We start from the raw sequence: 12,306 nt of genomic DNA on the forward strand, positions 1-12,306 counted from the left end.
GTTACCGGTCGTGCCACCCATTACCAGAAATGGTCGTTCGCTCTCGATCGCGCATAGTAGCAAGTAGCCGACAGAGCCGGTCCCGGAAATCTGCACAGGACGATAAGTGGAATTCTGCCTGACAGGAGCGAGTCGTACAGATCATCGAAGAGTTTTCCGACGACCGCCTGAAGAATTGGCGCATCCATTGCGGCGGCTGGTTGGCTGGTCAACCTTCGATTCCGACAACACCGAGGTGAAGGTCGACACATCGTCCTGGACCGGAGCAGACACGTGACGACTATTCGCGTTCCCGTTCGGGCTCGCCTCCCCAAAGAGTATCGTTCACCGCCTTGAACACCCGGTTGCCGCAGAATTCGCAGCGGGGCTGGTGTCAATCGGCGTTCAAATTTGACCCCGCGTATTGCCTCAGGAAGTAATGTTACCCGGGACCCAGACCGGTCTCGAGCCGCGGCCAGCTCGGTGGAGAGGCTGTGGGCGGGGCGGAGTGCTCATCACACGCAGCGCCGTCCACAGCCTCGGGCCGTATTTCATCCACGGGCATGGATACGATGGCTGTCTCCGCCACCTTCCGCCGGAGGGACCGAAGCAGGCGCTGAACGATCGAATGCTGCTTGTCGCTGAACATCGAAGGATCGATCGTGGCGAGCCTGCCCACGATGGCCAGTGCAGTGAGCTGTGGCTCGACGGCGAGCCAGTTCTCGATGATCGCGAGATGGGGATCGAGCTTCGAGGGCATGCGAATACGCTTTTTGTATCGCCGTTTCGGCCGGCGGTGCGTGGCCCGCACTTCGGCGGTGTTTGCCGCCGTGCCGAGCGATCGGGCAAACGAGAGCGGATCAGCCGGCGATACGGTGGGAACCTTCGCAAGACCGCGCTTGCCGATCCGTTCGCCGAGCTCTTCCTGCGCCGTGCGGATCGTGGCAAGCAATTGTATGGGATCGAGATTCCGATACGTCTGGCGCAGACGGCGCTTGACCGCTGATGGGAGTTTCGGGTGCCCCAGTGCACGTTCGTATGGTGTGGCAGGCGGATGATAGCGTTTGATGATCTTGGCACCCTCGCGGCGCTTCTCTTTGAGCTTGAATGACGGCTGGAAGAAGTTCACCAGCAGGCGCGCCGCCGCGTAGAGACGTGCCATCACGCGGGCCGTCTCGACCCCGTCGAAGCGCCCGTATCCGACGAGCCGCCGGACCACCGCACCGTTCTTCTGCTCCACGAAAGCCTGATCGTTCTTTTTGTAGGCACGTGACCGCGTTACCTCGATCTTCTGTGCTCGGCACCATGGAACGACGACGTCGTTCATGAACGCGCTGTCGTTATCGAAGTCGGCGCCACAGATCACCCACGGGAACAGGCCCTGTGCTCGCGTCATCGCTTCCACGACGAGGCTGCCATCGCGTGTCACCAGGGGCAGGCATTCCGTCCATCCTGTTGCGATGTCCACCATGGTCAAAGTCTGGATAAACGAGCCGGCGACGCTGGTCCCACCGTGCGCGACCATGTCGATCTCGCAAAAGCCTGGCGGCGGGTTTGCCCAGTCATTGAAAGTGCGGATCGGCACCTCGCGTCGAATCGCCGAGTAGAATCCGACTCGCCGCCGGCGCCCCCCAGCAGCCGCAATTTTAACGTCGATCAACATCCGATCGATCGTCGCCGCGCTCAGAGTTGTCAGCAGCGCACGCTCTGCGCTCGTTGGCTTCAGCCGGCCATGCCGCTCGAGTGCGGGCAACAGCACTGGGATCATCGATACGAGGCGCTTACCGCAGACGCGATCGGAGGCTTCCCACAGCGCGATCAGCGCGTCGCGCACGCTGGCGTATTTGCGTCGCCGACTTGTCGCTGGTTCGGTTGGGCTCGTTGCCCCTTCGTCCAGTGGTGGTCTGGGCCTGTCCCTTCCGGCAACCGACAGTGCTCGCACCGCGTGTTTGCGGTGCCAACCCGTCGTTGCTGTCAACTCGTCAAGGATCCGTCCCTTCTCAACTCGTCCAGCCGCACGGTAGCGCCTCGCCACCACGGCCAACACCTCGCGCCTTGCGCCCATGCTGATCCCGCTCGCCATTGGCGCCACCGACCTGATTCGGTAACGCCGCCCCAGTCATCAGCGGAATTGTTCGGTAACATTTTCGATGAGGCAATGCGCCCCCTATCGGCATCCAAAAGGGCCCCCTTTGATCGGCGTGCTCTGCTGGTAGCGCTCGGGTCGTCGGAGCTGGTCGGGGTTGGTGCGCCACGACGGCGCGAAGAAGGAGGTAGATCAATTGACCTAAAGCCTTCAAGCAGCCTTGCTGTGCAAGAGATGAGGGTAGGCCCCTCGGGCTCGGATTGCAGGATCAGAGTCCAAACCACCACAAGCTGCTTCGACACAACGGTCGAGGTGGTGAGCGTTGTTGGAAAAGGCGGGCGCAAGCCCGTCAGGTAAGCCTCAGGAAGGCGAGCGGAAGCGAACCGCCGATGAAGCATCGAAAACCAGTACAGACGTTGTCGAAACCAAGGGTTCAACCCTTCCTTGGGAGCAAGCCTATCGGGAGCCTGGTTACTGGATGGGTGACGACCGGTGTAGAGGCGGCGCGATCCTGATGGCAGGCTCTTACACGGAACGTGGGAACCTGTGTCGTGATGCCAAGGGAGAACCTGAAAGCGGCAGCACCGCTGAGGGGAGAGTACCGATGCACGGCGCAGGGGCGGACGGGTTCGCAGTAGTGATGAAGCCTGGTAATGCAGGTGGAGCGAAGGGACCCGATCATCTGGCCAACGACAACAGCCAACCCGCAATGGGGATGAACTGATGTCCGAGGCAAAGCCGTATGATATCTCCAAGCACCTTGTTTGGCAGGCTTGGAAACAGGTCAAAGCAAACCAAGGGGCCGCGGGCGTGGATGGCGTCTCCGTCGCGGCGTTCGAAAAGGACCTGAAGAGGAATCTCTACAAGGTCTGGAATCGCATGTCGTCGGGGACGTATTTTCCACCGCCTGTTCGTCTCGTGGAAATCCCCAAATCCGATGGCAAGAGTGTCAGGAAACTCGGCATTCCCGCCGTCGGAGACCGAGTGGCCCAGACGGTCGCAAAGATGGTCATAGAAAAGGAAGTGGAGCCAGTCTTCCACCCCGACTCTTACGGCTATCGGCCCGGACGCTCTGCGCTCGATGCGGTGGGGAAGGCGCGCGAGCGCTGCTGGAAATTCGATTGGGTCATAGACTTGGACATCAAGTCGTTCTTCGATACGATTCCATGGGACCTGATGGAAAAAGCTGTAGCCCACCATGTGGAATTGGGCTGGGTTCGTCTCTACGTCAGACGGTGGCTGCAAGCCACCGTGGAGCGGAAAGACGGGACCCGCGACGAGCGAACACGAGGAACCCCTCAGGGTTCTGTCGTCTCGCCCGTACTCTCCAATCTCTTCATGCATTATTGTTTCGATGCATGGATGCAACGGACCTTCTCACACCTGCGCTTCGAAAGATTCGCTGATGATGCGATCGTCCATTGCTGGAGTGAGGAGGAGGCCAAAGCCGTACTGGGAGCGATCCGTAATCGCCTTGCCGAGTGCGGTCTGGAACTCCACCCGGAGAAAACCCGGATCGTCTACTGCAAGGACAACAATCGGAGCGGAGGGTACGAGCAAATCACGTTCGACTTCCTCGGCTACACGTTCCGGCCGCGCAAAGCTCGGGACAGCAAGGGTGAGAAGTTTGTCAGCTTCGCACCGGCCATCAGCCGCAAGGCAGCCAAGGGAATCCGGCAGGCTATCCGCGAATGGCGGGTGACAAGCAGGAGCAACCAAACGCTGGAAGACCTAGCCAAACTGATCGACCCTGTCGCGAGAGGATGGCTGAACTACTACGGGCGGTTTTACCGCTCGGAGTGCGTCAACGTCCTTCGTCACGTCAACATGGTGCTCACCCGGTGGGTGATGGGGAAATATAAAAGGTTCAAGCGCCGGAAAACTGCGGCCATATCCTGGCTAGGACGTCTCGCAAAACGAGCGCCAAGCCTGCTGTATCTGTGGAAAGTCGGCATCAGACCAACGGCTGGATGATAGAAGCCGGATGAAGCGCGAGCTTCACGTCCGGATTCGTGAGCGCCTGGGGGTGAAATTCCCCCGGGCGACTCGACCGGAGACGGCGCGAGCGCGGGTTGTTTGAACATCGTCGCGGCTTTTGAATCGCCAGCTGTCGTTGCCGGTCTCGACGATGTCGCAGTGATGGGTCAATCGGTCGAGTAGCGCGGTGGTCATTTTGGCATCACCGAACACACTGGGCCATTCGCCGAACGCAAGATTGGTGGTGACAATGATGGAGGTGCGCTCGTAGAGCCGGCTGATGAGATGGAACAGGAGCTGACCGCCGGATTGCGCGAACGGCAGATAGCCCAGCTCGTCGAGAACGATGAAGTCCATGCGGGTCAGATGCTCGGCGAGCCGTCCCTGCCGACCGTTGCGGGTCTCGGTCTCGAGCCGGTTGACGAGGTCGACGACGTTGTAGAAGCGTCCTCTGGCGCCATCGCGGATGCAACTTCTGGCGATGGCAATGGCCAGGTGGGTTTTGCCTGTACCGGTGCCGCCAACCAGCACGACGTTGCGTTGTTGGGCGATGAAGCCGCCGCCAGCGAGATCATTGACGAGAGTCTGATTGATCGGCGTGCCGTCGAACTGGAAGTCGGCGATGTCCTTGGCGAGCGGCAGCTTTGCAATGGTGAGCTGGTATTTGATCGACCTGGCTTGCTTCTCGTTGATCTCGGCGTTGAGCAGGTCGCCGACAATGCGTTGAGGCTCGTGCTGGCGCTTGACGGCAGTTGCCATGATCTCGTCGAAGGCAGCCTTCATGCCGTAGAGCTTAAGTTCGCCCATGAGGTCGAAGATTTGGGTTCGTTCCATCAGATGGTCCTCCGGAGGTTGTCGTAGCGGGCACAATCGGCGATCGGTGCATGACGGAGCGTCAGTGCGGCCGGCGTCATGATGTTGGCCGGTGGGGCGGGTTCACGTTGACGGGCCAGGATATTGAGAACGACATCGGCGGAATGGACGCTGTGACTGAGCGCTTCGGCACAAGCCGCTTCCACCGCGGACAGACCGTCAGTCAGCACCGCGGTGAGGATGTCGACCATCTGCCGATTGCCATCGTCGGTGCTGGCCAGCTTGCGCCGGATCCGCTCGATCGCGGCCGGCAGCACCCAGTCTTTGAAGGGAGCACCGTTGCGCAAGGCGCCGGGTTTGCGGGCGAGCACCGGCACATAATGCCAGGGGTCGTAGACGGTATCGCCGCGGCCAAAGGATCGCGGGTGCTCGGCAACGATACGTCCATCCTGACGGATCACGATGCGATCGGCATAGGCTTGAACCTCGACCGGTCGTCCGACTGCACTGGCTGCGACCGAGTACTTGTTGTTGTCGAAGCGCACCAGGCAGGTCTTCGAGACCGATGCTGTCACCGCATGGAAGCCGTCGAAGCGGCCGGCATAGGGAACGAGTTTGGGGCGTTCGGCTTCGAACACGTCCCAGATCGTCTGATCGGTCAGCTCCGGATGGCGATGAGCCTTGGCGTAGGCGATGCACTTGTCGAGCAGCCAGGCGTTTAACTCGTCGAGGTTTTTGAACCGCAGCCGCGGCGTGAAGAAGCGCTCCCGGACCAGCCCGACCTGGTTCTCGACCTGCCCCTTCTCCCAGCCCGACGCTGGCGTACAGGCGACCGGATCGACCAGATAGTGGCTGCACATCTGCAGGAAGCGGCGATTGTAGAGACGGCCTTTACCGACAAAGATCGTCTCCACCGCGGTCTTCATGTTGTCGTAGATGCCGCGGGTGCAGGTGCCTTTGAACAGGGCGAATGCCCGGTCGTGGGCGTCGAACACCATCTCCTGCGTCTCCCGCGGATAGGCCCGCACGAACAGCATGCGACTGTGACAGAGCCGAACATGAGCAGCCTTCACCATCACCGTGGTGCCGCTCAGCAGGACCACCTCGTGGCTCCAGTCGAACTGGTAGGCTTCGCCTGGTGCAAAGCTCAGCGGCACATAAGCCGACGCTGTCGAGGTGCCGCGTTCCTTGGTCCACCGTCGGGCGTATCGACGAACCGCATCATAGCCGCCGGCATAACCCAGGCCGCGGAGTTCCTCGAATAGCCGGATCAGCGTCAGCCGTTCCCGCGCCGCCTTGCTCTCATTCCCTGCCAGCAACCGATCAAGCTCGGCACTCCAGGCACCCATCTTCGGGAGCGGCTGCGTCTCGCGCTCGTACCGGAACTCCGTCGCTTGAGAACGAATGACCTTGCGAACCACCTTCCGCGATACGCCAAGTTCTCGGCAGATCGCCTTGATCGGACGACCATCAACAAAGTAGGCGCGACGGATCTTACCAATCGTCTCCACCACCAGCATCCCAACCTCGGCTTCCATGACTCGATGGAAGCCACTGTGGACCCTTATCCCGGGGTCCCGATTGGATGCCGATCACCCCGAAACGGGGTCCTTATTCCATGCCGAAACACAACCCATGCAAGACTCGCTTCCGGCTGGCGGGCTCCGCCTTTGCCGCGAGGGCGTCGAACCCTCTGGGTCACGTTGAAAGGTTTCAGGTCACATTCTTCCTCCTTTCCAGGACTTATCCTGACGCAAGCTGGTCGCATCTGCGGCGCCAGTTTGTGAAGATCGAGCGGGAGGCTGCGCCGGCGCCAGCTCCGGTTGCCCGCGAGGCCCTCGAGCGCATCGCCCAGCTTTACGCGGTCGAGAAGGTACTCCGCGGCCGATCTGCGGACGAGCGCTACGCCGGCAGGCAGGCGCATGCCCGACCTCTGGCGACAGCCTTGAAGCAGTGGTTTGAGGCCAAGCTTGATCACCTTGCACAGAAGAGCGACACGGCGAAGGCCCTGCGTTACGCGCTGCGTCATTGGGACGGCTTGACGCTCCATCTTTATGACGGGTGCATCGAGATGGACACGAATGCTGTCGAGCGTGCGATGCGGCCGATCAAGCTCAACGCCAAGAACTCCCTTTTTGCCGGTTGCGACGAGGGCGCCGAGAATTGGGCATTGCTGGCTTCGCTCATTGAGACCTGTAAGCTCAATGGCGTCAGTGCCGAGCACTGGCTCGCTGACGTTCTCGCCAAGCTCGTCAATGGTTGGCCTGCGGCGCGACTGGACGAACTGCTTCCCTGGGCGTCGACCTATACTATGCATGCACACGATCCGAGGCTGGCGGCATGAGCCTGAACACGACCGCGGTCCGGATCAAGGTAACCCTCAAGGATGTGAAGCCGGAGGTGATGCGTCGCCTTGTCGTACCCGTCACCCTGCGCCTTGATCGGTTGCATCTGACGCTTCAGGAGGCATTCGGCTGGACGAACAGTCACCTCTTCGAGTTCTTCGCTGGTGAGGCACATTGGGGGATTCCCGACCCCGACAATGATCACGGCGACCAGCCCATGGATGCCCGTAAAGCGCGGCTTTGCGATATCGTTCGAGAGACCGGCGCCAAGACGATCCACTATCTCTATGACTTCGGCGACAGCTGGGACCATGTGATCAAGCTCGAAAAATGGTTCGACAACACCACGACGGAGGGCCTGCCCTTCCTGCTCGAGGCCGCCGGTCGTTGTCCTCCGGAAGACGTCGGCGGTGCGCCAGGCTATGCCGAATACCTCGACGCCATCAGCGACCCTGCTCATCCGGAGCACGAACATATGCGCCGCTGGGGCCCGGAGCGGTTCGATCCCAACGTGATCGACCGGAAGGCCCTCGAGGCCGCCGTCAACGCGTTGTCCGACACATGGAAACCGCGGCGACGCGCCACGCGAACAAAATAGGCGTCAAGCGCCATTCAAAAGGGCCGCAGAGCTACGCTTACGTCCAACCGAACCGCAGCCTCGCATGTCAATCGGCGTTCAAATTTGACCCCGCGTATTGCCTCAGGAAGTAATGTTACCCGGGATGAAGGTCTCGGTCTCGAGCCGCGGCCAGCTCGGTGGAGAGGCTGTGGGCGGGGCGGAGTGCTCATCACACGCAGCGCCGTCCACAGCCTCGGGCCGTATTTCATCCACGGGCATGGATACGATGGCTGTCTCCGCCACCTTCCGCCGGAGGGACCGAAGCAGGCGCTGAACGATCGAATGCTGCTTGTCGCTGAACATCGAAGGATCGATCGTGGCGAGCCTGCCCACGATGGCCAGTGCAGTGAGCTGTGGCTCGACGGCGAGCCAGTTCTCGATGATCGCGAGATGGGGATCGAGCTTCGAGGGCATGCGAATACGCTTTTTATATCGCCGTTTCGGCCGGCGGTGCGTGGCCCGCACTTCGGCGGTGTTTGCCGCCGTGCCGAGCGATCGGGCAAACGAGAGCGGATCAGCCGGCGATACGGTGGGAACCTTCGCAAGACCGCGCTTGCCGATCCGTTCGCCGAGCTCTTCCTGCGCCGTGCGGATCGTGGCAAGCAATTGTATGGGATCGAGAGTCCGATACGTCTGGCGCAGACGGCGCTTGACCGCTGATGGGAGTTTCGGGTGCCCCAGTGCACGTTCGTATGGTGTGGCAGGCGGATGATAGCGTTTGATGATCTTGGCACCCTCGCGGCGCTTCTCTTTGAGCTTGAATGACGGCTGGAAGAAGTTCACCAGCAGGCGCGCCGCCGCGTAGAGACGTGCCATCACGCGGGCCGTCTCGACCCCGTCGAAGCGCCCGTATCCGACGAGCCGCCGGACCACCGCACCGTTCTTCTGCTCCACGAAAGCCTGATCGTTCTTTTTGTAGGCACGTGACCGCGTTACCTCGATCTTCTGTGCTCGGCACCATGGAACGACGACGTCGTTCATGAACGCGCTGTCGTTATCGAAGTCGGCGCCACAGATCACCCACGGGAACAGGCCCTGTGCTCGCGTCATCGCTTCCACGACGAGGCTGCCATCGCGTGTCACCAGGGGCAGGCATTCCGTCCATCCTGTTGCGATGTCCACCATGGTCAAAGTCTGGATAAACGAGCCGGCGACGCTGGTCCCACCGTGCGCGACCATGTCGATCTCGCAAAAGCCTGGCGGCGGGTTTGCCCAGTCATTGAAAGTGCGGATCGGCACCTCGCGTCGAATCGCCGAGTAGAATCCGACTCGCCGCCGGCGCCCCCCAGCAGCCGCAATTTTAACGTCGATCAACATCCGATCGATCGTCGCCGCGCTCAGAGTTGTCAGCAGCGCACGCTCTGCGCTCGTTGGCTTCAGCCGGCCATGCCGCTCGAGTGCGGGCAACAGCACTGGGATCATCGATACGAGGCGCTTACCGCAGACGCGATCGGAGGCTTCCCACAGCGCGATCAGCGCGTCGCGCACGCTGGCGTATTTGCGTCGCCGACTTGTCGCTGGTTCGGTTGGGCTCGTTGCCCCTTCGTCCAGTGGTGGTCTGGGCCTGTCCCTTCCGGCAACCGACAGTGCTCGCACCGCGTGCTTGCGGTGCCAACCCGTCGTTGCTGTCAACTCGTCAAGGATCCGTCCCTTCTCAACTCGTCCAGCCGCACGGTAGCGCCTCGCCACCGCGGCCAACACCTCGCGCCTTGCGCCCATGCTGATCCCGCTCGCCATTGGCGCCACCGACCTGATTCGGTAACGCCGCCCCAGTCATCAGCGGAATTGTTCGGTAACATTTTCGATGAGGCAATGCGGGGGGCAATATTGCAGGCCGAATGACAACTTATCGCACTGTTCAGATTTGCGGGACCAGCTCACTCCCTTCTCTGGTGCTCTTCGCAAGGGAAGCCACCTAACCCATGCTTAGCTGGCCGATAGAGGAAGCGGGGGAAATTCGACCCCTTGCTAATTGACCAATCTAACGGTTTCTGAATCAATTACCCCGTTTATTGATCTGTTTGCGCAACCTCCGGACAAAAATGGATTCTTTCTTTCGTGTTCTGACGCCTTTCTTCGGAGCCCCGAAGAATTACCAAGAAATGCTTTGGACGATTGCGGTCGCGGACTTCTGGTTGGCGCTTATTTGCACGTTTCTACTTAGGTACGATCCGTGGATTGATGGGGTCTTCAAGCGCCTGGAGGAGCTACCCGGCCTCAAAGAGTTCGCCGCTCTGGCGAAGTTGCCGCAGATTACTTCCGTTGATTTGGCCACGGTGAGCGTCGTAAACGTCGTGATCGCTCTTGCGGTCATGCTCTTTAGCCGCACAACGAGATTTCACGACCTCATTTCTGATCTTTTCGGAATTCGCGCTCGATTCGATCACGCGAACATCCTTCTACCCTTGGCCCTCACGTCAGGCGCCAAGATGAACGCTCGTCAGGTCGCCAACATCAAACGAGATCGCTCGCATCTAATGCGGGACACCTTCTACAAGTATGCATCGAGCACGAAGGAGAACGCGCTCGTCGACAAACACGACATTGATAGCGCGCTGGAGGCTTGGACCCTTTATTGGGTCGCGCTTGAAGGTCTCGTCATATTCGCCACTTGCGCTTTGGTCTCGGCCATCGCGGCTTCCACCTGGCTGCTCATCCTATTTTGGTCGGTCTCGATGGCGTTTCTGCTGTTCATGCACTTCCGCTACGCCAAGCTGGAACGAAGGGTTGAGCCCGAGGTACAGCAGATCGCCGGCAACGCCGAGGCGAACGACGCAAACCGCCAGGTATTCGAGGCGAATTAATGAGGTACAAGATCGGGAGAGATATTGTCATCCGAAGCGAAAACGCGGCCAAGCCGGAGGCTCAGAGTTCATCCTACCTGAACAAACTGATCGCCCGGCTAAAGCCGGTACACAGCAGCTTTGACTTTGGTTGCGGCAAGCTCCGCTACGAGCGGGTAATTGCGAAGACCACCGACGAGCTCGCCCTTGTAGATTCCGAAGTCCAACTTTCAAGGACTCAGATGATCCGCGGTCGTTCAACAACAATCCGCGACCACGTACGGAAGTCAAACCACGTCCACGCATACACCGTCAACCAGTTCGCCTCCCTTGGTCGGAAGTACGATCGCGGATTTTGCATCAATGTACTTTCGGTGATTCCTTCCGCAAACGTTAGGATGGGCATCGTTCAGTTGATGAGCACCAAACTGAAGCCGGGTTGTTCCTGCCTGTTCGTATCTCTCTACCGCAACTCGGACTTCACGCGAATGCGGAAGCTTCCAAATTGCAAGCCGTACGACAACGGCTTCTTGATGGACTCGCTTCGCGGTTATTCCTTTTACGGACTTATTCCGCCTGACGATCTCGTCTCCCTAGTTGAGCGCGGCGGCTTCGAAGTGGAATCTGTTAAACTCGATGAAGGCTCGGCCTACCTGTGGGCGAAGTCACCGGACAAGGCGAGCGAGCCAACTCAGTTCGACATCCTGGAGAGTATCGAGAACTTTCAGATTCGCACGAGTTGAGGCTCCAATCCGGCATCACTACTCGCGGATCAGCACCCCCAAGCTAGACCACGATAGAGCAAAGCGTTGCCAAGCCAGGAGCTGATCAACAAGGTCAGAAGCCGCCTCCCTGATGATTTTTCCAGACGCCAGCTTGGCGGAGCGCTGGTGGTGCTCACTCAGGAGAACAATCCCGCGCGCGCCAACCAATCCGCAAGTTCGTTTCGCGAATTGACGGCACACGTGCTCGAACTGATGGCACCCGATGCGGACGTGATGCGTTGCCAGTGGTTCAAGCAGGATAAGAACGTCGAAGGCCCCACGCGAAGACAGCGTGCGCTGTACACTTGCCGTGGAGGGCTGACTGACGCCTTCCTCAAAGACAAGCTCGGTATAAAACCCGGAACGCTTCACTCGGGTCTAGGCCCCGCCTTCCAGGAACTGAACAAGCGGACCCATGTCCGACCAGAGACTGAATTGAAGACAGAAGAAGAGATTGAAGAATTCGCAGAGAACGCCTTGGTCGCGCTCGACGATTTGTTCGAAACGATCGACGAGATGAAGGATCGTGTTGCGACTGCCCTATCGCGAGCGCTGAGCGGCGCCGCCACAGACGCATTTATAAATCAAAGCATCAGTGAACTCGACGAAATCTCAGGAAAATACGAAACCGGAGGCGTTCTGATCGACGATCCTGAGATATTGGCGCTGGACGCAGATAGGATCCGATGCCGTTTTACCGGATCGGTCAGCGTTACGCTAATGGCCGGCGGCAAACATGACCCCGTGGATTTCAAGGAAAGCTTTCCCTTCGAATGCACGACCTCGGCGCCAGCGGCGGCGAAAGAGGACTTCGACTTCGCTGACACAACGATAAAAGTCGATACATCGTCGTGGAGGGAATGAGCATACCGGATTAGCGCGTTCCGACGTGTTGCGCGACGCGACCGTCGGTCCATGCCGGTCCTGGCGATCAAAGAGC

General features: G+C 59.8%; 9 protein-coding genes and 1 pseudogene. 6 read left to right on the forward strand and 4 right to left on the reverse strand.

Annotated elements, in window-relative coordinates; all coding sequences use genetic code 11:
- Positions 1-421: 421 nt before the first annotated feature.
- Positions 422-1,813 carry an integrase catalytic domain-containing protein gene (locus HAP48_RS49405; RefSeq protein WP_176399285.1) on the reverse strand — a complete coding sequence of 464 codons (1,392 nt, stop codon included), beginning with the start codon at positions 1,811-1,813 and terminating at the stop codon, positions 422-424.
- Between the two features lie 975 nt (positions 1,814-2,788).
- Between HAP48_RS49405 and ltrA the strand changes: the two genes are divergently transcribed.
- Positions 2,789-4,039: a group II intron reverse transcriptase/maturase gene (gene ltrA, locus HAP48_RS49410; RefSeq protein WP_166208664.1), complete on the forward strand. Its 1,251-nt coding sequence runs from the start codon at positions 2,789-2,791 to the stop codon at positions 4,037-4,039.
- A 24-nt stretch (positions 4,040-4,063) separates the two neighbouring features.
- Here the strand turns inward: ltrA and istB are convergent, their stop codons facing one another.
- Together istB and istA are read right to left on the reverse strand one after the other, a co-directional pair.
- Positions 4,064-4,876, reverse strand: a complete 813-nt coding sequence (gene istB / locus HAP48_RS49415) for an IS21-like element helper ATPase IstB (RefSeq protein WP_176399284.1) — start codon at positions 4,874-4,876, stop codon at positions 4,064-4,066.
- Positions 4,876-6,375: an IS21 family transposase gene (gene istA / locus HAP48_RS49420; protein WP_176396414.1), complete on the reverse strand. Its 1,500-nt coding sequence runs from the start codon at positions 6,373-6,375 to the stop codon at positions 4,876-4,878. Before istA ends, istB begins: the two co-directional genes overlap by 1 nt.
- A 233-nt stretch (positions 6,376-6,608) precedes the next feature.
- Here istA and HAP48_RS49425 point away from each other — a divergent pair.
- Positions 6,609-7,199 (forward strand): annotated as a pseudogene (locus HAP48_RS49425) (IS66 family transposase); the annotation flags it as partial.
- Complete coding sequence (locus HAP48_RS49430; protein WP_166309158.1) at positions 7,196-7,798, forward strand: plasmid pRiA4b ORF-3 family protein; 603 nt, start codon at positions 7,196-7,198, stop codon at positions 7,796-7,798. The pseudogene HAP48_RS49425 and the gene HAP48_RS49430, both read left to right, overlap by 4 nt.
- A 102-nt stretch (positions 7,799-7,900) precedes the next feature.
- On the opposite strand, the gene HAP48_RS49435 is transcribed toward HAP48_RS49430, so the two are convergent.
- Positions 7,901-9,520 (reverse strand): integrase catalytic domain-containing protein, encoded by a 1,620-nt coding sequence (locus tag HAP48_RS49435; protein ID WP_420869926.1) that lies wholly within the window; start codon positions 9,518-9,520, stop codon positions 7,901-7,903.
- Positions 9,521-9,861: 341 nt separating this feature from the next.
- Here HAP48_RS49435 and HAP48_RS49440 point away from each other — a divergent pair, with 341 nt between their 5' ends.
- The 3 genes from HAP48_RS49440 to HAP48_RS49450 all read left to right on the forward strand — a co-directional run bounded on the left by HAP48_RS49440 (position 9,862) and on the right by HAP48_RS49450 (position 12,230).
- Complete coding sequence (locus HAP48_RS49440) at positions 9,862-10,623, forward strand: hypothetical protein (protein WP_176399283.1); 762 nt, start codon at positions 9,862-9,864, stop codon at positions 10,621-10,623.
- Positions 10,623-11,345 carry a class I SAM-dependent methyltransferase gene (locus HAP48_RS49445; RefSeq protein ID WP_166309166.1) on the forward strand — a complete coding sequence of 241 codons (723 nt, stop codon included), beginning with the start codon at positions 10,623-10,625 and terminating at the stop codon, positions 11,343-11,345. Before HAP48_RS49440 ends, HAP48_RS49445 begins: the two co-directional genes overlap by 1 nt.
- A 66-nt stretch (positions 11,346-11,411) precedes the next feature.
- Positions 11,412-12,230, forward strand: coding sequence for a pPIWI-associating nuclease domain-containing protein (locus tag HAP48_RS49450; protein WP_166309169.1), 819 nt, complete (start codon positions 11,412-11,414; stop codon positions 12,228-12,230).
- The last annotated feature ends 76 nt before the right edge of the window (positions 12,231-12,306 follow it).

Origin of the sequence: Bradyrhizobium septentrionale, assembly GCF_011516645.4 — a bacterium.
Taxonomy (GTDB): domain Bacteria; phylum Pseudomonadota; class Alphaproteobacteria; order Rhizobiales; family Xanthobacteraceae; genus Bradyrhizobium; species Bradyrhizobium septentrionale.

What these genes read in the sequence shown, in the direction of transcription:
- ltrA (WP_166208664.1), top strand. Translation starts at nt 2,789, where the DNA reads ATGTCCGAGGCAAAGCCGTATGATATCTCCAAGCACCTTGTTTGGCAG.
- istB (WP_176399284.1), bottom strand. Translation starts at nt 4,876, where the DNA reads ATGGAACGAACCCAAATCTTCGACCTCATGGGCGAACTTAAGCTCTAC.
- istA (WP_176396414.1), bottom strand. Translation starts at nt 6,375, where the DNA reads ATGCTGGTGGTGGAGACGATTGGTAAGATCCGTCGCGCCTACTTTGTT.
- HAP48_RS49430 (WP_166309158.1), top strand. Translation starts at nt 7,196, where the DNA reads ATGAGCCTGAACACGACCGCGGTCCGGATCAAGGTAACCCTCAAGGAT.
- HAP48_RS49440 (WP_176399283.1), top strand. Translation starts at nt 9,862, where the DNA reads ATGGATTCTTTCTTTCGTGTTCTGACGCCTTTCTTCGGAGCCCCGAAG.
- HAP48_RS49445 (WP_166309166.1), top strand. Translation starts at nt 10,623, where the DNA reads ATGAGGTACAAGATCGGGAGAGATATTGTCATCCGAAGCGAAAACGCG.